General features: G+C 71.1%; 21 protein-coding genes and 1 pseudogene. 9 read left to right on the top strand and 13 right to left on the bottom strand.

Annotated features, from left to right (window positions below):
• Positions 1–163: 163 nt before the first annotated feature.
• The gene (locus AB0H62_RS46035; protein WP_360592438.1) at positions 164–1258 is read right to left on the bottom strand and encodes an iron-containing alcohol dehydrogenase; all 1095 of its coding nucleotides are present in this window, start codon (positions 1256–1258) and stop codon (positions 164–166) included.
• 113 nt (positions 1259–1371) lie between these two features.
• Positions 1372–2481: a mandelate racemase/muconate lactonizing enzyme family protein gene (locus tag AB0H62_RS46030; protein ID WP_360592437.1), complete on the bottom strand. Its 1110-nt coding sequence runs from the start codon at positions 2479–2481 to the stop codon at positions 1372–1374.
• Between the two features lie 98 nt (positions 2482–2579).
• Between AB0H62_RS46030 and AB0H62_RS46025 the strand changes: the two genes are divergently transcribed.
• Positions 2580–3338, top strand: coding sequence for an IclR family transcriptional regulator (locus AB0H62_RS46025; RefSeq protein WP_360592436.1), 759 nt, complete (start codon positions 2580–2582; stop codon positions 3336–3338).
• Between the two features lie 294 nt (positions 3339–3632).
• Here the strand turns inward: AB0H62_RS46025 and AB0H62_RS46020 are convergent, their stop codons facing one another.
• Positions 3633–4805, bottom strand: a complete 1173-nt coding sequence (locus AB0H62_RS46020) for a PadR family transcriptional regulator (RefSeq protein ID WP_360592434.1) — start codon at positions 4803–4805, stop codon at positions 3633–3635.
• 66 nt (positions 4806–4871) lie between these two features.
• Here AB0H62_RS46020 and AB0H62_RS46015 point away from each other — a divergent pair, with 66 nt between their 5' ends.
• The gene (locus tag AB0H62_RS46015; protein ID WP_360592433.1) at positions 4872–5108 is read left to right on the top strand and encodes a hypothetical protein; all 237 of its coding nucleotides are present in this window, start codon (positions 4872–4874) and stop codon (positions 5106–5108) included.
• A 94-nt stretch (positions 5109–5202) separates the two neighbouring features.
• On the opposite strand, the gene AB0H62_RS46010 is transcribed toward AB0H62_RS46015, so the two are convergent.
• From AB0H62_RS46010 to AB0H62_RS46000, 3 genes are all read right to left on the bottom strand, one after another.
• Positions 5203–6492: an MFS transporter gene (locus AB0H62_RS46010; protein ID WP_360592431.1), complete on the bottom strand. Its 1290-nt coding sequence runs from the start codon at positions 6490–6492 to the stop codon at positions 5203–5205.
• A 192-nt stretch (positions 6493–6684) separates the two neighbouring features.
• Positions 6685–7191: a flavodoxin domain-containing protein gene (locus tag AB0H62_RS46005; protein WP_220238913.1), complete on the bottom strand. Its 507-nt coding sequence runs from the start codon at positions 7189–7191 to the stop codon at positions 6685–6687.
• A gap of 147 nt (positions 7192–7338) precedes the next feature.
• Positions 7339–8484: a nitric oxide synthase oxygenase gene (locus tag AB0H62_RS46000; RefSeq protein WP_360592430.1), complete on the bottom strand. Its 1146-nt coding sequence runs from the start codon at positions 8482–8484 to the stop codon at positions 7339–7341.
• Between the two features lie 345 nt (positions 8485–8829).
• On the opposite strand from AB0H62_RS46000, the gene AB0H62_RS45995 reads away from it, so the two are divergent.
• Together AB0H62_RS45995 and AB0H62_RS45990 are read left to right on the top strand one after the other, a co-directional pair.
• Entirely contained in the window at positions 8830–9870 is a 1041-nt protein-coding gene (locus tag AB0H62_RS45995) for a GTP-binding protein (protein ID WP_360592428.1), read from the top strand.
• A 107-nt stretch (positions 9871–9977) separates the two neighbouring features.
• Positions 9978–10253 (top strand): hypothetical protein, encoded by a 276-nt coding sequence (locus AB0H62_RS45990; RefSeq protein ID WP_220238910.1) that lies wholly within the window; start codon positions 9978–9980, stop codon positions 10251–10253.
• A 102-nt stretch (positions 10254–10355) separates the two neighbouring features.
• On the opposite strand, the gene AB0H62_RS45985 is transcribed toward AB0H62_RS45990, so the two are convergent.
• The 3 genes from AB0H62_RS45985 to AB0H62_RS45975 are packed head-to-tail and all read right to left on the bottom strand — an operon-like array spanning position 10356 to position 12885.
• Positions 10356–10799: a GNAT family N-acetyltransferase gene (locus AB0H62_RS45985; protein WP_360592427.1), complete on the bottom strand. Its 444-nt coding sequence runs from the start codon at positions 10797–10799 to the stop codon at positions 10356–10358.
• Between the two features lie 5 nt (positions 10800–10804).
• Entirely contained in the window at positions 10805–11806 is a 1002-nt protein-coding gene (ligD, locus tag AB0H62_RS45980; protein WP_220238908.1) for a non-homologous end-joining DNA ligase, read from the bottom strand.
• A complete protein-coding gene (locus AB0H62_RS45975) occupies positions 11803–12885 on the bottom strand; it encodes an ATP-dependent DNA ligase (RefSeq protein ID WP_220238907.1) in 1083 nt (360 codons plus the stop codon). Before AB0H62_RS45975 ends, ligD begins: the two co-directional genes overlap by 4 nt.
• 143 nt (positions 12886–13028) lie before the next feature.
• On the opposite strand from AB0H62_RS45975, the pseudogene AB0H62_RS45970 reads away from it, so the two are divergent.
• From AB0H62_RS45970 to AB0H62_RS45960, 3 genes and pseudogenes are all read left to right on the top strand, one after another.
• A pseudogene (locus tag AB0H62_RS45970) lies at positions 13029–13241 on the top strand (sigma factor); the annotation flags it as partial.
• Positions 13242–13492: 251 nt separating this feature from the next.
• Positions 13493–13597: a sigma factor-like helix-turn-helix DNA-binding protein gene (locus AB0H62_RS45965; protein ID WP_304504332.1), complete on the top strand. Its 105-nt coding sequence runs from the start codon at positions 13493–13495 to the stop codon at positions 13595–13597.
• The gene (locus tag AB0H62_RS45960) at positions 13590–14486 is read left to right on the top strand and encodes a CU044_5270 family protein (RefSeq protein WP_220238906.1); all 897 of its coding nucleotides are present in this window, start codon (positions 13590–13592) and stop codon (positions 14484–14486) included. The genes AB0H62_RS45965 and AB0H62_RS45960 overlap by 8 nt, the downstream gene beginning before the upstream one ends.
• Position 14487: 1 nt before the next feature.
• Here the strand turns inward: AB0H62_RS45960 and AB0H62_RS45955 are convergent, their stop codons facing one another.
• Genes AB0H62_RS45955 through AB0H62_RS45940 form a run of 4 tightly spaced genes read right to left on the bottom strand, consistent with a single transcriptional unit; the run spans position 14488 to position 17528 of the window.
• Positions 14488–15282 (bottom strand): IclR family transcriptional regulator, encoded by a 795-nt coding sequence (locus tag AB0H62_RS45955; protein ID WP_220238905.1) that lies wholly within the window; start codon positions 15280–15282, stop codon positions 14488–14490.
• A 21-nt stretch (positions 15283–15303) separates the two neighbouring features.
• Entirely contained in the window at positions 15304–16245 is a 942-nt protein-coding gene (locus tag AB0H62_RS45950; RefSeq protein WP_360592425.1) for a PDR/VanB family oxidoreductase, read from the bottom strand.
• 21 nt (positions 16246–16266) lie between these two features.
• Positions 16267–16482: a hypothetical protein gene (locus AB0H62_RS45945; RefSeq protein ID WP_255637755.1), complete on the bottom strand. Its 216-nt coding sequence runs from the start codon at positions 16480–16482 to the stop codon at positions 16267–16269.
• On the bottom strand, positions 16479–17528 hold the full coding sequence (locus AB0H62_RS45940) for an aromatic ring-hydroxylating dioxygenase subunit alpha (RefSeq protein ID WP_220238903.1): 1050 nt from the start codon (positions 17526–17528) through the stop codon (positions 16479–16481). Before AB0H62_RS45940 ends, AB0H62_RS45945 begins: the two co-directional genes overlap by 4 nt.
• Positions 17529–17717: 189 nt before the next feature.
• Between AB0H62_RS45940 and AB0H62_RS45935 the strand changes: the two genes are divergently transcribed.
• The gene (locus tag AB0H62_RS45935) at positions 17718–18191 is read left to right on the top strand and encodes a MarR family winged helix-turn-helix transcriptional regulator (protein ID WP_220238902.1); all 474 of its coding nucleotides are present in this window, start codon (positions 17718–17720) and stop codon (positions 18189–18191) included.
• Positions 18192–18626: 435 nt separating this feature from the next.
• Positions 18627–20018: an MFS transporter gene (locus AB0H62_RS45930; protein WP_220238901.1), complete on the top strand. Its 1392-nt coding sequence runs from the start codon at positions 18627–18629 to the stop codon at positions 20016–20018.
• The last annotated feature ends 48 nt before the right edge of the window (positions 20019–20066 follow it).

The following is a 20066-nucleotide window of genomic DNA, read 5'->3' as shown; positions in this document are numbered from 1 at the left end:
ATGGCGACGGCCCGGTCCAGGACGCGAAGGCGTCCCGGTCGAGGGCCTGGCCGCGCACGCCGAGGCACCGCGTCCCGATGGGCCCGAGGCGCACGTCGCCCAGGTGGAGTCTCGCGCAGCTGTCGGGCGAATCGGACTCGCAGTTCGGCGGCCGGTTTTGTCCTCAATAGACGGAGGCGAGCAGCTCCTCGACCTCGTCTTGCCGCGGTGAGCGAGGCGCGTTTTTCGTCACCGCGTCCGCCAGGGCGGCCGAGGCGACCGCGGGCAGGTCGGCGCGGGTGAGGCCGAAGGCGCGCAGCGGGCGTTTGAGGTCGACAGCCGTGGAGATCGCGCGGACGGCGTCGACGGCGGTCGGGGCACGGAGGGAGTCGGCGACGGTGGCGTAGGCGGTGACCGCGAAGGGGGCCGTGTAGGTCATGACCTCCTCCAGCACGGCGGCCAGCGCGACACCGTGCGGGGTGCCGGTGCGGGCGGTGATGGCGTGGCCGAGGCCGTGGACCAGGCCGAGGCCGGAGCGCGTCAAGGCGTGGCCCGCGAGGTGCGCGCCGAGCATGAGCTGGGAGCGGGCCTCCAGGTTGGCGCCGTCGCGGTAGGCGATCGGGAGCCACGCGCCGACGAGGGCGACGGCGCGGGCGGCGTCGGCGGTCGACACCGCGTCGGCGCCGCGGGAGGCGAGGGATTCGACGCCGTGGACGAGGGCGTCGAGGCCAGTGGCGGCGGTGATCGGGGCGGGGAGGCCGAGTGTGAGCTCAGGGTCGAGCACGGCGATCCGCGGCCGGACGGATTCGTGTCCGATGTAGACTTTCCAGCACAAGCGGGTGTCTTCCACCACGCCGAAACCGTTGGTCTCCGCGCCGGTGCCCGACGTCGTCGGCACGGCGACGATCGGCAGTCCGTCCGAAGCGGACCACAGCGTGTCGGCGTCGGCGGCGAGCGAGCCGGGGTTGCCGGCCAGCAGCGAGATGCCTTTGGCCGCGTCCAAAGCGGACCCGCCGCCGAGGGCGATCACGACGGCCGCCCCGTATTCGCGCAAGCGGGCGGCGCCGCGGTCGAGCTCGGTCGTCGCGGGGTTGGGACCGATGTCTTCGTGCACAAGGCATTCGACGCCGGCCGCGGCGAAGATCTTCTCGACGCGCCCGACGATGCCCGTCGCGCGCAGGCCGCGGTCGGTCACCACGAAAACCCGCGACCCGCCCAGCTCGGCGGCGAACTCCGGCAGCCGTTCGACGAAGCCGGGCCCGAACTCGGTCCGCACCACGCGTGCCCCTTTCCCGGGAGAGGTGGACAAGTCGACAACTCAGGCGAGGTCGAGCCAGGTGGTCTTGGTCTCGGGAGCCAGGTTTTGCGCCGCGGCCAGCCAGTCTTCGTGGGTCAGATCCGCCATCGGTCCACCGCCTCCTCGTCGAGTTCGACGCCGAGCCCGGGCCGTGGTGGCACGGCGAGCTCGCCGCCCGGGGTGATCGTCAGGGGTTCGGCGAGCATGAAGTCGCGTCGTTCCGGAGTCCAGCCGGGTGGGTCGTACGGGAACTCCAGGTACGGGCTGGCGCCGACGCCCGCCGCGAGCGCCAGGTTTGCGAGCAGGCCGATGCCGTTGGTCCAGCTGTGCGGCGTGAACGCGCGATGTTTGAATTCCGCCACCTCGGCGAGTGTGCGGGCGCGGTGCATTCCCACCGCGAGAACGGCGTCCATCTGGTAGATATCGAGCACGTCCTGTTCGAGATAGGACAACAAGTCGGGTACCGAGTGGTGCATTTCTCCCGCGGCGATGCGCAAGCCGGGGTTTTCCGAACGCAGGGTGCGAAAACCTTCGACATCGGCATAGGGCAAGGGTTCCTCGACCCAGAACACGTCGAGTTCGGCCAGACGGCGCACAAGCCGGCGGGTCGCGGCGAGGTCGGCGGCGGGCGCGGTGTCACCGGCCATCCGCCACGACTGGTTGAGATCCACCATGATGCGAAAATTCGAACCGAGCGCATCACGCACGGCGGCGACGGTCTCGACGCCTTCGTCGGCGTGGTCGCGATCGATGCGGATCTTGAGCGCGCGGAAGCCTTCTTCACGGGCCTGCTGCGCTGCCTCGACGCGTTCCGCCGGCGGCTTGAGCTCTGCCGAGGACGCGTAGACCGGCAGCGACTGCGCGGAGTTCCCGAAGAGCGTGGCGACGGGCAGGCCGGCGACCTGGCCGATCACGTCCCAGAGCGCGGCTTCGAGCGGCCAGTAGCGGCCGCCGTGGAAGTTGGCCGTCTCGATGGCTTTGACGTGGCGGACGATGTCGAGCGGGTCGGTGCCGACGAACAGGTGCTCCACGGCCTCGAAGCCCGCCATCGTGTCTCCGGAGCCGATGCCGGTGACGCCTTCGTCGGTGTGGACGCGCACGATCGTGGCGTCGAAGTGCCGCCGTGGCTCGGGATCCCACGCCGCGCGCAGCGGGGGGTCGAGCGGCAGGCGCAGGTGGTCGAGGGTGATCGCGGTGATCTTCATCGGTTTCGACGCTACGAGCGCGCCGGGCGGGCCGACAAGGGTGCGCGGGACATCGCAACGTGTGTTGCGCTCAGGCCAACTCGGCTTAGGGTTCGGCCATGACAGTGTCCGGGCACGGCCTGCGCCGCGACCTCGACCTGCTCGAGGCGCTGGCCTCGGCCGAGGCCCAGCGCTCGGGCGGCCTCGGCGTGGTGCGGCTGGCTTCGTTGACCGGGCGCGAGAAGAGTCAGGTTTCGCGCGCGCTCAAGGCGCTGGCGCTGGAGGGCGTGGTCGAGCGCGACCCCGACACCCTCCGCTACCGCATGGGCCGGCGCCTGTTTTCACTGGTCGCGCGCAGTGCGGAGGACCGTCTGGTGCGCGCCGCGGAGCCCGTGATGCACTCGCTGTCGGCGGACCTGGAGGAGACGAGCCACCTGTGCGTGCTTCGCGACCGCGAGGTGCTGACGCTGCTTTCGGTGTCGGGGCACTCGTTCCGCGTCCACGAATGGGAGGGCCGCGGTGTGCCGGCCGACCGCACCTCGGCCGGGCGCATCCTGCTGTTCGACGCGACGCCTGACGAGCTCTACGTGCGGTTCCCCGGCCATCCCGCGCTGCCCACTCTGTGGGCCACGATCCGTCACGCGCGTGACGAGGGGTTTGCCCGGGTGGTGGAGGAGTTCGAGCCCGGGCTGTCCGGTGTGTCGGCTCCGGTGCGGGACTTCCGGGGGCGGGTGGTGGCGGCGTTGAACATCTCGGCGCCGGATGCGCGGATCGGTTCGCGGCTGGCGGCGGCGGGGCGCCGGACGATCGCGGCGGCGGATGTGGTGTCGGCGCATCTGGGGTGGGAGCCGGAGCCACCGCCTGGCCGGATGACCTGACGGGCGCCGGAGTTCGACGCCGGGCATCGATCCCGGGTGATTCGGGTTGGGTGCTGCGGCGCGGATGCTTCGGTACGTCGATGCCGGGCATTTGCTTCGGCGCAACAGAGAACTGCCGCCGCGTCTGAGTGCTCGTGCTCCAAAACACGGCACGTCGGCGGTGGGTGTCGATGTCGCAGGCCGAACGACGGGGAACCGAGCCCGTGCCGAGCTTGCCTGGCGCCGACGTGACGGCGGGGCGCCGACGTGACTGCGGGCGCCGAGTCCACTGTGGACTCGGCGCCCTTGTGGTGGTCAGTCTTCGGGGTCGTCCTGGTCTTCGGCGAGCAGGGCGTAGAGGCGGCGGCGCGCGTCGGCCAGGATTTTGCGCATGTCGGCGGCCTGGGAGTCGGTGCCGGTGTACGCGACCTGGCCTGCGGCGGCCCAGAGGTCGCCGAGCTGCTTGTGCAGGGCGGCGAAGCGGTCGGCGGCCGGGTCGTCTTCGGGAGCGTGGGAGGCCCACAGCGCCGCGAACTCCTCCTCCCGGCCGGCGACGTGCTCGCGCCCCGCCTCGGTCAGATGCGCGACGCGGCGGCCGCCCTCCTCGGCCGAGCGGACGAGGCCCTCGTCCTCCAGCTGCTGCAGGATCGGGTAGATCGAACCGGGGCTCGGGCGCCACTCTTCGTTCGAGCGGCGCCGGATTTCCTGCATGAGCTGGTAACCGTGCATCGGGCCTTCGGCGAGCAAGGCGAGTACTGCCGGGCGCACGGGCCGCGCCGGGCCGCGGGAGCCGCGGCCGCCCCACTGGCGGCCGTCGCCGAACCACGCGCGCGGACCGCCGGGGCCACCAGGGAAGCCGCCGAAACCCGGGCCGCCGGGAAATCCGGGCCCCGGCGGGACCGGCGGCATCGGCGGAGGCGGCGGGAACCCGCCCGGCCCGCGCGCCGCATCGGGCGCGAAGCCGAAGGGATCGCCGAGGTCGCCGAAGTGGCCGGGACCGTGGTGGCCGCCGAAGTGGCTGTGGCCGTGGTGGCCACCGAAGTGATCGGGGGCGCCAGGACCGTGGTGGCCGAAGCCGTGGTGCTCGCCGAAGCCGAACCGCTCGACCTCGCCGGAGCCTTCCGGCCCGCCGAAATACTCGGGAGCGCTGGGGCCATGGTGCTCGAAGCCGGATCGCGCAGACTCGCCCGGGGTGTGCGGGCCACCGAGGCCCGGGTGATGCCTGCCGTGCGCGCCGGAGTGGTCGATTCCTGGATGGCCTGGGCCATGATGGGTGAAGCCGCCGCCCCGGGGCGGTCCGCCGTGGTGGCCGCCGAAGTGGTCGGGGGTGCCAGGGCCATGGTGTTCGAAGCCGTGGTGCTCGCCGTCGTGGCTGGGGGCGTGGTGGGTGAAGCCGAAGCGGGCGGGGTGGTGGCTGTCGAAGTTGCCGGGGGCTTGTGGGCCGCCGAAGCCGTTGAACATGTGGTGGGTGCCTGCTGTCCTGGTCATGAGAAATCCCTTCGTGTGCTATCGCCGACATAGCCACGATATATCGGCAGCCTATCGTCGGCAACCTTGCAGGTCAGAGCAGTGAAGGGCGACCGGCGGCCCGCGGGCCGGAAGCACGCGGAGGTCGATGTCGGCCGGGGCGAGGCGGTGGGTGGAGTCGGCGAGGGCGTGATCACCGTGGGGCTCGGCCGCGTGGTGATGCGGGCCGACCGCGCCGTACGGACGTCGGTGCGTGGTGCGCCGGTGCGGATCAGCACGACGATCCGCGCCGGCAGGTGCGCCCGGGAGCCGGGCCGCACGTGAGGCGCGAACGGCGCCGAGACGAGACAGGGACGGGCTGACAGGGCGAGGCGGGGCGACGCCGAGACAGGACGAGACGGGGCAGAGCCGACCTGAACTACTGCGCGCTGGTCGCCGGTGCGGTGGTCGCAGCCTCGGTGCCGAAGCGGATGGACTTGGCTTCCTTGCCCACGGCGGTCAATACGGCGACGCAGACCAGTGCCGGGATGACTGTCCACAAGAGAGCGGCCGAGTAGCCCTGCGACTGCGCGATGGCTTGCTGGATCGGCAGGTTCAGCGCGGCCAGCAGGTTGCCCAGCTGATAGGTGACACCGGGGTAGAAGCCGCGGATCGCGTCGGGCGACATTTCGGTGAGGTGGGCCGGGACGACGCCCCAGGCGCCCTGCACCATGATCTGCATGAGGAACGACCCGAGCGCCAGCATGCCCGCGCCGTGGTCGAAGGCGAAGATCGGGATGATCGGCAGGCCCAGCACGGCGGCGCTGACGATCGTCACGCGCCGCCCGAAGCGTTCCGACAGGGCGCCGAAGGTGAGGCCGCCGATGATCGCGCCGATGTTGTAGATCACGGCGATCCACGTGCTCGTCGAGGTGCTCAGGCCGGCGCCGCCGTGTTCGGTGGACTTGAGGAACGTCGGGTAGACGTCCTGGGTGCCGTGGCTGAGCCAGTTGAACGCCGTCATCAGCACGATCAAATAGGCAAAGCGGCGGATGACCTTCGCGTTGAGCAGCACGTCCTTCACCGACGTGCGCGTGACCCGCATCTTCTCCTGCGCGGCAACCCACACCTCGGATTCCTTGACCCGCGCGCGGATCAGCAGGCTGATGAGCGCCGGGAACACGCTCAGCACGAAGATCCAGCGCCAGTCCAGGTCGAGGGCGGTGTGGAACAGCAGGTACGCCAGTGCGGCCACCAGGTAACCGCTCGAGTAGCCGGCCTGCAGCACCCCCGAGAAGAATCCGCGCCGCTGCACCGGAATCTTCTCCATGGCCAGCGCCGCGCCCAGGCCCCACTCGCCGCCCATGCCGATGCCGTAGATGAACCGCAGGATCAGCAACACGGTGAAGTTCGGCGCCACCGCGCAGAGCACACCGGCGACGGAGTACAGCAGCACGTCCACCATCAACGGGATCCGCCGCCCGACGCGGTCCGCCCACAGCCCGAACACCAGCGCCCCCACCGGCCGCATCACCAGCGTCGCCGTGGTGATGAACGCGAGCTGGGTCGCGGTCGCGCCGAAGGACTTGTCCTTGGCGATGTCCGCCAGGATGAACACGACCAGGAAGTAGTCGAACGCGTCCATGGTCCACCCGAGCCAGGCGGCGATGAACGCGTTGCGCTGGTCCGACGTGAGTTTGGGTTTCTTGCCCGCCGTGGCATCCGGCACCGGAGTCCCCCTGCTCGTTGGTGAGTTTCGAGGTGTCGCCGGTGTTGGTCTACACCTGAGTGAGTGACCGGGCAACCGATGTGGTTTGGCGGTTTTGGTGGCATTCAAGGGGTTTGCGCGGATTCCGGCACAGCCGGAGCAGGGCGCGCGAAGGTCACGAAGATGATCGTTACAGGTGAAACTGGCAAAAGCTCAGAGAGAAACGTGCGAGCTCACGTGGTGCCCGACGTCGCGGGCCCACGTGCGAATCCGCGCCCAGTCGCGGAAATCGCCGCCGCGGGACCCGCGCGCCATCAGCCGCGGCAGAACCCCCCGGACGAGCGCCGGGTCGAGCCGCCCGCCGAAGGTCGTGGTGCGTTCCGCGTCGATGCTCGCCGCCAGGAGCGCCACGGACGCGGGAAGGCTCACATGCACCAGGGAGGCGCCCGGGCCGCAGGGGCCACTGTGGAAGAGCCAGACCTGACGCTCACGCAGGGCCGCCACGTTGCGCTCCAGCAGCCGGACCGCGGACGGACGCCAGCGCGAGTAGTACAGCGCACTGCCGACCACCACGGCCGTGTACGGGGTGACGTCGGCGACGTCGGCCGCGTCCCGGGTGTCCACGGTGTGACCGAAGGCGCGCAGTTCTTCCGAGACCACCTCGGCGATCTCGCGGGTGCCGCCGGTCTTGCCTGCGTGGGCGACGAGCACTGCGGTCATGTCCCCATTGTCCGCCCTCGGCGGACCGTCGGCTCCCCCAGTTCGCCACGATCCGCCGAACGGCTGTTCCCATTACTGCGTTGTCCCGATTTCGATCCGGCCACAGTCACGGCGGGAACGGTTGCCGGACACGGCAACTGTTCCCGATTACTTCTGGTCGGATTCGTGACCGGCCGGGAGGAACGCCGGACGCGTCGCGGGGTCGGGTTCGTCGTAGTAGCGGTGGAAAACCGGGGTCTGCGCGCCGGAAAGCGGTGGCACGATCCAGCTCCAGTCGGCCGGGCACGAGCGGCCCGCTCGCTCCTCTCGTTCGAGGTGCGTGAGGAACCGCTGCGACTCCGAGTGGTGGTCGGCGATGGTGACGCCCGCGTGGTCGAACGAGTGCTGCACGGCCAACGTCAGCTCCACCAAGGCGCGGTCGCGCCACAGCGTGCGGTCGTCGTCCGTGGACAGGCCCATGAGGCCGGCGATGACGGGCAACAGGTTGTAGCGCGTGACGTCGGCGAGGTTGCGCGCGCCGATCTCCGTGGCCATGTACCAGCCGTTGAACGGCGCCGCGCAGTAGCGCACGCCGCCGATCTCCAGCGGCATGTTGCTGATGGCGGGCACGGCGTGCCAGCGCAGGCCGAGGCCGGCGAACCAGCGGTGGTCCGGGTGCGTCAGCGGCACCTCCAGCACGGCGTCGGTGGGCAGGCCGAACAGCTGCCGCGAACCCGGTTCGGCCTCGACGAGCAGCGGCAGCACGTCGAACGAACCGCGCCGCTCGGGTGCGTGCCAGCCCAGCTCTCGCACGGTGTCGGTGAACTCGACGTACTGCGGATCGCCCAGCACGGAGCCGTCTTCGAGGCGGTAGCCGGCGTAGCGGATGAGCTGGTCGTTGTGGATGCGCGGGCCTGGCGCGGTGGGGCTGTCCGGTGCGAACACCGTCAGCGTGGGCCGGATCCGGCCGCCGCGGGTCGCTTCGTGCAGGTGCGTGACGCATTCGGCGGCGACCCCCGCGGCGTCACGCACATCGCGGCGGTCGCGCACGCGCAGGCCGCGCCAGTAGAGCCGGCCGATGCAGCGCGCGGAGTTGCGCCACGCCACGCGCGCGCCGTGGGCCAGTTCGGCGTAGGTGTGCCGGTAGGAACCGGTTTCGGCGATCTCCTCCTTGACCTGCGCCAGCCGCTCGTCGACCCGCAGACCGGGCACGGCGGCTTCCGCGTGGCAGAGCCGGATGAATTCCTCGGCCTCGCCGTATTCGACGGTTGTCACCCTCTCGGGCGGTAACGATGCGTCGAAATTCACTCGCATGGACGCAACGATCACCGGGCTACTCCGCTCTTCGAAAGCACAACCCGCGACACGCAGGGAAGACCCACTGTTCCTCCGTCATTCGGTGCTGATCCGAGTCGACGGCGAAAAACCCCGTAGCCCCAGGGGTTTCGCCAAGCCGGGAAGCGTACCCGAAGCGACGTTGAAGACAACCGCCGAATGTGTCGGCGGCACCGCGATAATTCGATAGACGCAGGTGAGCGGGGCGGAAATAAATGCGTCACCTCAACCTTGCGCAATGTGTCCGGAAATTGATCACGACCTGGAAGCGGTTCCGTGATCACTTGGCGGTAAGGTCGTCGCGATGGTGGGAGGGGTGTGATCGTGGCCAGGCAGCGGATCCCGGTGGTCCTCGTCGCGGGGTTCCTCGGCTCGGGCAAGACCACGATGCTCAACCACCTGCTCGCCAACCGCGAGGGCGCGCGCGTCGGCGTGGTGGTCAACGACTTCGGCAGCGTGAACATCGACGCGCTCGCGGTGTCCGGCCAGGTCGACACCATGGTCTCGCTCGGCAACGGCTGTCTCTGCTGCGCCGTCGACGCGAGCGGGCTCGATGCGATGCTCGGGCGGCTGTCGAGCGCCGAAGCCGGTATCGACGTGATCGTGGTCGAGGCCAGCGGCATCGCCGAGCCGCGCGACCTGCTGCGGCTGATGATCGCCAGCGAGAACCCCGACATCCGCTACGGCGGCCTCGCCGAGGTCGTGGACGCCGCGGAGTTCGAGAGCACCCGCGAGCGCCACCCCGAGCTGGCCGACCACCTGCGCATCGCCGACCTGGTCGTGGTCAACAAGGCCGACCGCGTCACGTCCGACGAGCTCGCCAAGCTGACCGCGACCGTCGAGGAGTTCGCGCCGGGGGTGCCGGTGCTGGTGACCGACCACGGCCGGGTGGACCCGCAGCTGTTCTTCGACCCGAAGCCCCGCGAGCGCTACGGCCAGCTGTCTTTCGACGACCTGCGCGAAGACGACCACGACCACTCGCAGCACCTCCACGCGGCCTACGAGAGCGTCACCTTCACAGCCGACCGCCCGCTGTCGCCGCGACGGCTGCTCGCGTTCCTGGAACAGCGCCCGCCCGGCCTCTACCGCGTGAAAGGCCACGTGGACCTGGGGCCGCGCGCGCGGTTCGGGCTGCACACCGTGGGCGCCTTCATCCAGCTCGACCGCTCCGCCTGGCCTGCCGGACGTCCGCGCCGCACCGAACTGGTGCTCATCGGCGCCGGCCTCGACGCCGACGATGTCACGCGGCGCCTCACCGAGTGCGTGGCCGAGGACGACAAGATCGACGAACGCGGCCTGCTGCGGATCTTGCGTTACCTCGACGAACCGGCGGCTGACCAGGGCGAACCGTCCCTCGAGGACTGACCGCGCCACGCCGAACACCGCGAAACGCACGGATTCCGCCGCACCGCGACGGAAGATGGCTGTGACGAAGGAATGAAGCTGAACCGGCCTCCCAGGAGGACTGTTCCATGGCGACCATCCCCACAGTCCACACCGCGACCCGCTGGTACCTCGTCGGCGCCCTGCCGGACGACGCACCCGTCGCCCATCTCATGACCCGCGCCGGCGACCTGCGCTACCGCCGCTCCGTCTGCGGCGAACGCGAATCGCGCACCTGGACGCCGATCGACCTCGCGGCCCCGCGCACCGGCGATGTCACGCCGTGCCCGGACTGTGCGGCGACCCTCTCGGGCGCACCGCCGGGTGCGGGCGATCAGTTGGCCTTCGACCTGCCGTTCGAGTGAGCGGCGAGGTCTTTGGCGTACTGTGCCGATCGTTACCAATCAGACCACAGCCACGGCCGAATGGCTTCTTGGCAACGGTTACGTTGCCGCGTGGGGGTCGGCCTACTTTTGGCCGGATTGGTAACAGACGCTCTCCGGGTCGTTCTCGTGCGGCGGGAACGCGGCGACGCGCCGGTAGCCCTCGCGCGCGTACAGCCGCATCGCCGCGGGTTGCCGCAGGCCCGTCTCGAGCCGCATTCCGGTGGCGCCGCCCCGGCGGGCCACGTCCTCGGCGGCGGCCACGAGGGCAGCGGCGAGCCCGCTCCCGCGAGCCGGCGGAGCGACGTACATGCGGTTGCGCAGGCACCAGCCCTGGACCTCGGGCTGAACTGCGCAGCAGCCGAGGGCGACGCCGTCGCCGGTGCCCATCAGGTAGTGGGTGCGGGGAGGCAGGGGGGACGGGCGGGCGTCCGGCGGCAGACCGTAAACGGCGACGAGTTCGGCCGTCATGGCGGCGACGAGGGTATGCAAGGCCGGATCGGTGGTCTCGCACGGCTCGATGTCCACGCGCCTCAGGTCTTCTTCGCGCGGCTCGGCGCCACGCGGGGCGGCTCGCCCGGCATCTTCGGGTACACCGGCGGCCAGGGAGCGTCCATGAGGCCCGACGCGAGGTCCGAGCGGGACAGCTCCAGCAGCGGCTCGATCGACTGCGGCCGGTCGTTCGCACCGGCCCACGGGTCGCCGTGCTGGGCCACGAGGGCGGGCACAGAAGTCAGGGTCAGCGTGTCCGGGACGACGGTGGCGAGGCCGTCCCACGAGATCGGCGTGGAGACCTGGCCGCCGACCCGCGGGCGGACGCACCACGCGCCGAAAACCGTCTTGTGCGGGGCGTTCTGGTTGAAGTCGACGAAGACGCGCGCGCCGCGTTCCTCCTTCCACCACTGGGCCGTGATGAGGTCCGGGTGGCGACGTTCGAGGGCTCGCGCGAGGGCGACGGCGGCTGCGCGCACCTGGTAGCCGTCCCAGCGGGGTTCGAGGATGGCGTAGAGGTGCAGGCCGCGCGAGCCGGAGGTCTTCACGTGGACCTCGATGCCCAGCCCTGTCAGGAACTCGCGCACGAGCACCGCCGCGTCGCGCAGCTGCGGGAAGCCGATGCCGGGCGACGGGTCGAGGTCGATGCGCAGCTCGTCGGCGATGTCGAGGGACGCGGCGCGGTTCGGCCACACGTGGAAACCGAGGCAGCCCTGGTTCACGGCCCACAGCACGTGGGCGAGGTCGGCGGCCACGAGGGCGTCGCTGGTGGTGCCGTTGGGCGTGGAGACGACGGTGGTGGTGAGCCACTCGGGCGCGGTCTTGGGCACGCGCTTCTGAAACCAGCTTTTGCCGCCGGCCCCGTCCGGGTAGCGCTCCAGCAGCAGAGGCCGGCCGCCGAGGCGGTCGAGCAGCGGGCCGGCCACGGCCTGGTAGTAGCGCACGAGGTCGAGCTTCGTCTCGCCGCGCTCGGGGAAGTACACCTTGTCCGGGCTGGAGATCGTCAGCTCGACGCCGTCGAGCTCCAGGGCCACCCCGCTCATCTCGCCTCCCCGAACAACGTCGCCAGCTCGGCCGGCGGCGCTTCCTCCAGCTGCGCGTATGTGCACGACGCCGGCTCGCGGTCGGGGCGGAAGCGCACGAGCCGCCCGCCGTGGCGGAACCGGCCGCCCTGCAGGTGCTCGTAGCGCACCTCCGCGACCCACTCGGGCCGCACGGCCTCCCACGACAGGTCCTTCTGCGGCGCCCAGCGACTGTTCGCGCCGGGCCGCCGGCCGGGCTCGGGCTCGTACTCGGCCCAGGTGCGCCACGGGTGGCCTTCCAGCGCGTTCTCCCGCAGGGGCGCCAGCTCGTCGACCAGCTCACGGCGCCTTTTGGCCGTGAAGCTGCTGGCCACGCCGACGTGGTGCAACGCGCCGGCGTCGTCGAACAAGCCGAGCAGCAGCGAGCCGACGCCCTGGCCGTCCTTGTGCCAGCGGAACCCGGCGACGACGCAGTCGGCCGTGCGCTCGTGCTTGACCTTCCACATCACGCGCTTGTCCTGCTCGTACGGCTGATCGGCGGGCTTGGCCATCACGCCGTCGAAGCCCGCGCCCTCGAAGCGGGTGAACCAGTCCTCGGCCGTGTCCGGATCCGTGGTCAGCGGGGTCAGGTGGACGCGCTGCAGGCCGCCGCTCGGGTTGTCGCCGAGCAGGTCTTCCAGGATCCGCCGGCGCGTGCTGAACGGCTCGGCCGTGAGGTCGCGGTCGCCCAAGGCCAGCAGGTCGAACGCCACGAAGCTCGCCGGCGTCTCCTCGGCCAGCTTCCGCACGCGGCTCGCGGCCGGGTGCAGCCGCAGCTGCAGCGACTCGAAGTCCAGGCCCCGCGGCGTGACCAGCACGATCTCGCCGTCGACCACGCACTTCTCCGGCAGCGCGTCGCCCAGTAGCTCGACCAGCTCGGGGAAGTAGCGCGTGAGCGGGCGGTCGTTGCGCGAGCCCAGCTCCACCTCGGCTCCGTCGCGGAACACGACGCAGCGGAACCCGTCCCACTTGGGCTCGAACCAGAGCCCCTCGGTCCTGGGGACCTCGTGCACGGCCTTGGCGAGCATCGGCCGCACCGGCGGCATCACGGGAAGCTCCACGCGCCGATCGTAGGCCGCGTCGCGGCTGACCAGCACCGGTTTGACTTTCCTCGCCCGTTCGGGAAGAAGTTTCCCCGCTGCGGCGAAGACGTGGTGAAAGCTGTCCCCGACTGGGAGGAAACCCGCGTGAGCGAGGCAGAGACATGACCGCATCGGTGGGTGACGCCGAACTGGCCGCGCGGTTCCGGCTGGAACCCGAGGCGTTCACCGAGGTGCACGACCGCTACTACCCCGCCGTCCACCGCTACGTCGCGGCGCGGCTCGATTCGCGCGACGCCGAGGACGTCACGGCGGAGACGTTCCTGATCGCGTTCGATCGGCGGCAGAAGTTCGACGCCGCGCGCGGCGAGCTGCGGCCGTGGTTGTTCGGGATCGCCACGAACCTGGTGGCGGGGCACCACCGCAAGGAAGCGCGCCACTACCGGGCCCTGACGCGGCTGGGGGTCGCGCCAGAGCCCGGTGAGGGCCACGAAAGCCGTGTGGTCACGGCGATCGCCGCGCGTGGCACGCTCGCGGCCGCGCTGGCGAAGCTCCCACGCGGCGAACGCGACGTGCTGCTGCTCGTGGCGCTCGCGCAACTCGACGGAGCCATTGAAAAGCGGCCTCGGTGGCCCTGGCCCTCGGCATCTCCTCCGGCACGGTCGGCTCCCGGCTGCACCGCGCCCGTCAGAAGCTCGCTCCGATCCTGGCCCAGGAGGCTCGCGATGAATGACCTGCAGAAGCTCGAAATGCTGCTCGCCGCCGACGACCCGACGCCCGCCGCCGTGGCGCAGAGCCGCCGCCGGCTGCAGGAGCGGATCGCCGGCAAGCCCGCCCGCGGCCTCACCGCGAGGCCGGTCCGGGGGCTGCGCGCGGCGTGGCTGGCCGGAGGGACCGGCGCCATCGCGGCCGCGGCCGTCGCTGTCGCGGTGTTCAGCGCGGCCCCGGCCCCGCCCGCCGCGCCGCCCGTTGTCCAGTCCGGGCCGCAGGTGCTGCTCGCCGCCGCGACCGTCGCCGAGCGCTCGCCCGACGCGACGGGCACCTACTGGCACGTGACGATCACCGAGACCGGCCCGGGCGCGGCCGTCACGGACTACTGGGTCAAGCCCGACGGGCACTGGTGGTTCCGCGGCGCGAAGACCGGCGGGAAGGCGATGCCGATGCCCGGCTCGCAGCCGTTCTCGCTCGTGGGCGTGCACCTGACCTACGCCCAGCTGCGCGCTCTGCCCACCGACCCGGCGGCGCTCAAGGCGTGGATCGCCGAGGCCGAGACGCACAGCGCCGCACGGACGAGCGGCGGCCCGTTCACGGCCGCCGAGCGGGACCGGGCGACGTTCGAGTCGCTGGTCTCGCTGGTGTCCACGCTGCCGGCGCCGCCGGCGGTGCGGGCCGCGGCGTTCCGGGCGATCTCCGAGTACCCGGGTGTCGGCACGCTCGGCGCCGTGCCGGGCGGGCAGGGCCTGACGATTCCGCCGGACGGCCTGCGCCTCGTCGTCGACCCCGCCACGGGTCGCGTCAACGCCACTTCCGTCTACGTCACCGCCGACGGCGCGCAGTACCTCATCGCGCCGCCCGGCACCGCCCGCGTCGACGCGGGCTGGACGGACATTCCGCCGCAGTAGGTCACGGGCGGGTGCGGCCGGCCGGGAACACCCGCGCCGGCCCGCCCGCCAGTGCCCGGCAGATGCCGCGCGCGGCCGCCATCACCACGGGCGCCAACGCTCCCGGCTGCGTGCTGCCGGCACGCACCACAAGGGACACTGCCGCCGCGACCGTGCCGTCGGCGGTGAAGACCGGGGCGCCGACGGAGAGGGCGTCGACGGTCACCTGGCCGTCGCTGACGGAGTAGCCGAGCTTGCGGACCTCGGCGAGCGTGCGGCGCAGCCGAATCGGGTCGCAGACCGTCTTCGGCGTGTAGCTGTGCAGGGGCGCTCCGAGCACTTCTTCCTGCACGGCCGCGGGCGCGTGGGCGAGCAGGACGAGGCCGACGCCCGTGGCGTGCAAGGCGAACCGGCCGCCGACGCGGGTCCAGACCGGCACGGCGTCGCGCCCGGCGATGCGTTCGACGAACACGACCTCCAGGCCCTCGCGCACGGCGAGCTGGACGTTCTCGTGCGTGACCTCGTACAGGTCCTCCAGGAACGGCATCGCCGCGTCGCGCAAGCCGAGCCCGCGCGGAGCGAGCGACGCGACCTCCCACAGCCGCAGCCCGATGCGGTAGCGCCCAGCCGCGTCGCGTTCCAGCGCACCCCACTCGACGAGCTCGGCCGCGCGCCGGTGCGCGGTCGCGAGGGAGACGCCGGAACGCCGGGCCAGCTCGCTGAGGCTGAGGTCCGCGGCGTCCGGGGTGAAAGCCTCGAGCAGCGCCAGCACCTTGCTGGTCACGGAGGTGCCCGTCGCCGGGGCTTGCCGGGTCATCGCCTCACGCTACCCGCGGATTCACAGATCCAGAACGAGTCGCGCGCCGGCGCAGCGCGACACGCAGATCATCATCACGTCACCCGCCTCGCGCTCCGGGCCGGTGAGCACGGAGTCGCGGTGGTCCGGCACCCCCGCGAGCACGCCGGTCTCGCACGTGCCGCACGTACCTTCCTGGCAGGAGGACAACACGGGCACGCCGGACTCTTCGAGCACCGACAGGATCGAGCGGTCCGCCGGTACCGCCAACGTCCGGCCCGACTGGGCGAGCTCGATCTCGAAGGCGTCGCGCGGACCGGTGTCGGGGAGCGCCGTGAACCGCTCGATGTGCAGCAAATCGGGCGCACACCGCTGCTCGACGGCCGCCAGCAACGGTTCCGGGCCGCAGCAGTAGACGGCCGCGCCCGGTGCCGCGGCCAGCGCCGCGTCGAGGTCTAGCAGTCCGCGCTCGTCCTGCGGCACGAGCTCCACGCGTTCGCCGTAGCGTTCGCCCAGTTCCGCGGCGAAGGCCATCGACGCCCGCGTGCGGCCGCCGTAGAGCAGGCGCCACTCGGCGCCCGCCGCCTCGGCCGCGGCCAGCATCGGCACGAGCGGCGTGATGCCGATGCCACCCGCCACGAACAAGTAGCGCGGCGAAGGCACCATCCCGAAGCGGTTGCGCGGGCCGCGCACGCGCAGCCGCTCGCCACCGGTCAGTCCGTGGACGTGCGCCGAGCCCCCGCGTCCGGACGGCTCGTGCAGCACGGCCACCTGCAGCACCGACCGGTCGGCCGGATCACCGCACAGCGAGTACTGCCGCACGAGATCCGGGCCCAGCACGAGGTCCACGTGCGCACCCGGCTCCCACGCCGGCATCGCCGCGCCGGCCGGGTCGCGCAGGGTCAGCCGGACGACGCCGTCGGCCAGCCGTTCCGGGGCCGCCAGCACCACGTCGAGCTCCAGCTCCGTGGCCAGGACGCTCATCGTCTCCTCCTCCAAAACCGCTCAGACAGCGACGGCCACGCGCTCAGGCGGGACCACCGGCACCGACGGACCGCCGTGCCCGACGGGGTGGGCCAGCAGCCAGTCCCACAACTCGACCGGGTCCTCCGACTCGTGCTCGGCCCCGCAGTGACAAACGCCGACGAGCACGTCCGTGCCGAGCTTCCAGTGGATGCGCACCACGTTTTCGCCCCGCAGCATCGCCACGCGCTCGCTCACGACGACACGACCTGCGCGCTCTCGCCGGCCGCCATCTTCTTGAGGATGCGGCGCGCCGCCAGCCCGCCCGTGTCGATGTTGACCGAAAGCTCCTGGTACCCCTCGGGCTCGGCCTCGATGACGCGTTCGAGGATGTCGAGCGCCCGCACGTCCTGCAGCACGACCGTGCGGTTGTTCTCCGCGAGGAAATCGGACACACTGGCGTCGTCGAGCGCGAAGTCCCTTGCCACGGCCCAGAAGTCGTGGGTGCTGTGCTCGGTCTCCGGAGTGATCGCGTAGACGACCTCGACGTGGAAGCCGTCGGGGTCGGTGCCGTCGGAGTTCGGCAGCACACCGACGGGCGCGATACGGCTGTGCAGCAGGTACAGGCACGGCGGGTGGTACTCGATGTCCTGCCAGCGCGTGATCCGGCCTTCGATGCCCGTGGACTTGGCGTAGAACGACGGGCACTCGGCGTCGGCCATGTGGCGGCTGACGTAGATGATGCCGCGGTCCTCGTCGACCTCCGTGGTGATCGGCGTGTTCGCGACCTCCGGCGTGCCGATGTAGCCGCCGTGCAGGTAAGTCTCGTGCGACAGGTCGAGCAGGTTGTCCACCAGCAGCTCGTAACGCGCGGCGAGTGGTTCCATGCCGCTCACGCTGGTGTAGGCCGGGTCCGCGAGCCACGGGGCTCGCGGGATGGTGGACTCGTCGGCCAGCTCGCGCTCGCCGATCCAGACCCATACGAACGAGTCCTGCTCCACCACCGGGTAGGACGGAACCCGTGCGGTGCGCGGAATCCGTGCCTGGCCGGGGACGAACACGCACGAGCCGGCGCTGTCGTAGGTGAAGCCGTGGTAGCCGCAGACGATCTTGTCGCCGTCGAGCCGGCTCTCCGAGAGCGGGTAGCGGCGGTGCACGCAGCGGTCGGCCAGAGCGACGACGTCGCCGGATTCGGTGCGGTAGAAGACGATCGGCTCGCCGAGCACGGTCCGGGAGAACAGCTCCCGGCCCACTTCGCGACCGTATGCGGCGACATACCACTGGTTTCGGGCAAACGCTGCCATCGACGCCTCAGAGCTCCTTCGGTCGGGGTCGGCTTCCGAAGCTCTCACCCGCGGTGCGCCGGGGACCATCCGGGTTTTCACCCACTGAAAGACTCTCATCGTCACGAAATCACCCCTTCCCACAGCGCGGGGGCGGACGTACAGTCGGCGGCATCGTTATTTCGGGTACCGGAACGTACGGGGACCAAAATGACCACCAACGACACTGAGACCTTCGACGAGCTGGGCCCGGAAGCGGGCCTCGGCGAGGTCTTGCTGGCACTGGGCGGGCGCTTGACCCGGCTCCAGACGGAGCTGCTCGCCGAGCTCGAGCTGCCGCTCACCATCCGGCAGTACCGGATCCTCTCGAGGGTCGGGAGCGGCCACACGTCGCTCACGGCGCTGTGCAAGCTCGCGCACCGCAATCCGTCGACGATGTCCGAAAGCGTCGACAAGATGGTGAACCAGGGCTTACTCTCGCGCCGCCCCTCGGCCACGAGCCGGCGCACGATGCAACTCGAGCTCACCACCAAGGGCGTCAACGCGCGGGACACCGCCCGGCGCACCCTCGACAAGTTCGCGGCCGAGCTGACCGCGGGCCTCACCTCCGAGATGCGCGACCAGCTGCTGCCCGCGCTCTCGCAGCTCTACTTCGACGTCCAGGGCAACCTGGACGACCGGTGACGGAAGAAGACCCAAGGAGGGTCAGCACCACCGCACGACACCGGGTCGGAACCGTTTGACGCTGGGCCATTCGGCCCTGCACCACGAGGTTTCGAACCGGACGGCTTCGAGCCACCGGCCGACGTCCCTCGGCCTCCGAACAGCCCGGCTTCCGAGCCGGGCGGCTTCGGAGTGCCGCGGTGCCGGAGGCGTCGAAGCCATCGGGTGGCAACCGATCAGCCCGATGCGACCGGACCGCAGACCGACGGCTCACCAGCCCGCCGGCCTGCCCAACCGGATCGCTGAACCGCCGATGGGTTGCCGGCCAACGGGTTCCGAGCCGCGCGACCACCGCGTCGAGCGGCGCGGAGCCACCGGGTAGCACCAGCCGCCGCCTACGAGCTGCTGGGTTTCACAAGCCCTGGGTTGTTCCAAGCCACAAGGAGGTGGCCCCACATGCCCCCGTCCCCCGCGACCTCGTCCCACTCCCTGCTCTCCCGCCTCGACGAGTCGGCGTTCACCGCACGGCACCTGAGGATCTACGTAACCGTCCTCATCGGACATTTCCTGTGCGGGTTCGTGATCAACCTGACCGGCGTGATCCTGCCGGGTGTCATCAAGACCTTCCACCTCACCAGCGAGTCGGCCGGGGTGTTCTCCTCGGCGCTGTTCGCGGGCATGCTCGTGGGCGCGGCCGTCGCCGGCACGGTGTCCGACCGGTTCGGCCGGAAGGTGCCGCTGTCGATCACGGTGATCGTCTACGCCGTGTTCTCACTCGCCGCGGTGTTCGCACCCAGTTTCGGCGCGTTGGTCACGTTCCGCGCGCTGCAGGGGATCGGGCTCGGCGCCGAGATCGCCGTGGTCCTGCCCTACATCGCCGAGTTCGTGCCCTCGCGCCACCGCGGCCCGCTCGTCACCGCGGCCACGGCGGCGTGGCTGATCGGGCTGCCGACGGCGGCCGCGGTCGGCACCGCGGTGGTGCCGGCGTTCGGCTGGCGTGCGATGTTCGTGATCGCCACCGTGCCGGTGCTCGTCGGTGTGTTCATGCTGGCGACGCTGCCGGAGTCGGTCCGCTACCTGCTGCGCCGCGAGCGCCTCGCCGAAGCGGCGGCCATCGTCAGCGGCCTGTGCCGAGGCGGTAACCCCACCGAAGCTCCCGCCGCCCGGCACTCGGCACCCGAGACCAGCGGCACCGTGCGCACGCTCGTCGCCCGGCACTACCTGCGCTACACGATCGCCATCTGGTTCATGGAGGTCTGCGCCGGCGCGTTCCTCTACGGGCTCTCGAGCTGGCTGCCGTCCGTGCTGGAAGGCCAGGGCGTGGACCTGCTCAAGAGCTTCGGCTACACGGCGATCATCACGGCCGCCGGCGTGGTCGGCGCGATCCTCGCCGGGCAGCTGATCAACCGGATCGGCCGCCGCGTCGTCCTCGGCGGGGCATTCATCCTCAGTGGACTGTTCTGCCTGGCCTGGGGCACCACGTCGGCGACCGGCGCGGTGATCGTGCTCGGTTCGCTGGCCACGTTCTTCGGCAGCGGCCTCGCCGGCAGCACGCTCTTCGCCTACGCCAGCGAGCTCTACCCCACGGCGAGCCGCGCGACCGGGCTCGGCTGGGCGGCGGCGTGGCAGAAGGTCGGCGGCCTCATCATGCCCGTGCTCGTCGGGTTCATCCTGGCGGCGCACGCTTCGCAGTTCCTGTTCTTCCTGGTCTTCGGGATCATCTCCATCCTCGCCGGGATCGCCGCGCTCGTGGCGACCTTCGAGACCCGCGGCCGCACCGTCGAGCAGATCACGAGTGAGATCACCGGCGAAGGGGCGCCCGCCGCCCTGACCCCGGCGCGCTCCTGACTGACCGAGCAACACCGAAAAACCGAACCCACCACAAACACAGTGGAG

This window comes from Amycolatopsis sp. NPDC050768, from assembly GCF_040654155.1.
GTDB lineage: Bacteria > Actinomycetota > Actinomycetes > Mycobacteriales > Pseudonocardiaceae > Amycolatopsis.
Note: the sequence above shows the minus strand (reverse complement) of the source record. Positions and strands in the feature narration are given on the sequence as shown.

Excerpts from the sequence above, each read along its gene's own strand:
- AB0H62_RS45955 (WP_220238905.1), bottom strand. The coding sequence starts at position 15,282 with ATGACCCGGCAAGCCCCGGCGACGGGCACCTCCGTGACCAGCAAGGTG.
- AB0H62_RS46000 (WP_360592430.1), bottom strand. The coding sequence starts at position 8,484 with ATGCGAGTGAATTTCGACGCATCGTTACCGCCCGAGAGGGTGACAACC.
- AB0H62_RS45940 (WP_220238903.1), bottom strand. The coding sequence starts at position 17,528 with ATGGCAGCGTTTGCCCGAAACCAGTGGTATGTCGCCGCATACGGTCGC.
- AB0H62_RS46020 (WP_360592434.1), bottom strand. The coding sequence starts at position 4,805 with ATGACCAGGACAGCAGGCACCCACCACATGTTCAACGGCTTCGGCGGC.
- AB0H62_RS45960 (WP_220238906.1), top strand. The coding sequence starts at position 13,590 with ATGAATGACCTGCAGAAGCTCGAAATGCTGCTCGCCGCCGACGACCCG.
- AB0H62_RS46030 (WP_360592437.1), bottom strand. The coding sequence starts at position 2,481 with ATGAAGATCACCGCGATCACCCTCGACCACCTGCGCCTGCCGCTCGAC.
- AB0H62_RS45930 (WP_220238901.1), top strand. The coding sequence starts at position 18,627 with ATGCCCCCGTCCCCCGCGACCTCGTCCCACTCCCTGCTCTCCCGCCTC.
- AB0H62_RS46025 (WP_360592436.1), top strand. The coding sequence starts at position 2,580 with ATGACAGTGTCCGGGCACGGCCTGCGCCGCGACCTCGACCTGCTCGAG.
- ligD (WP_220238908.1), bottom strand. The coding sequence starts at position 11,806 with ATGAGCGGGGTGGCCCTGGAGCTCGACGGCGTCGAGCTGACGATCTCC.
- AB0H62_RS45950 (WP_360592425.1), bottom strand. The coding sequence starts at position 16,245 with ATGAGCGTCCTGGCCACGGAGCTGGAGCTCGACGTGGTGCTGGCGGCC.
- AB0H62_RS46005 (WP_220238913.1), bottom strand. The coding sequence starts at position 7,191 with ATGACCGCAGTGCTCGTCGCCCACGCAGGCAAGACCGGCGGCACCCGC.
- AB0H62_RS45990 (WP_220238910.1), top strand. The coding sequence starts at position 9,978 with ATGGCGACCATCCCCACAGTCCACACCGCGACCCGCTGGTACCTCGTC.
- AB0H62_RS45935 (WP_220238902.1), top strand. The coding sequence starts at position 17,718 with ATGACCACCAACGACACTGAGACCTTCGACGAGCTGGGCCCGGAAGCG.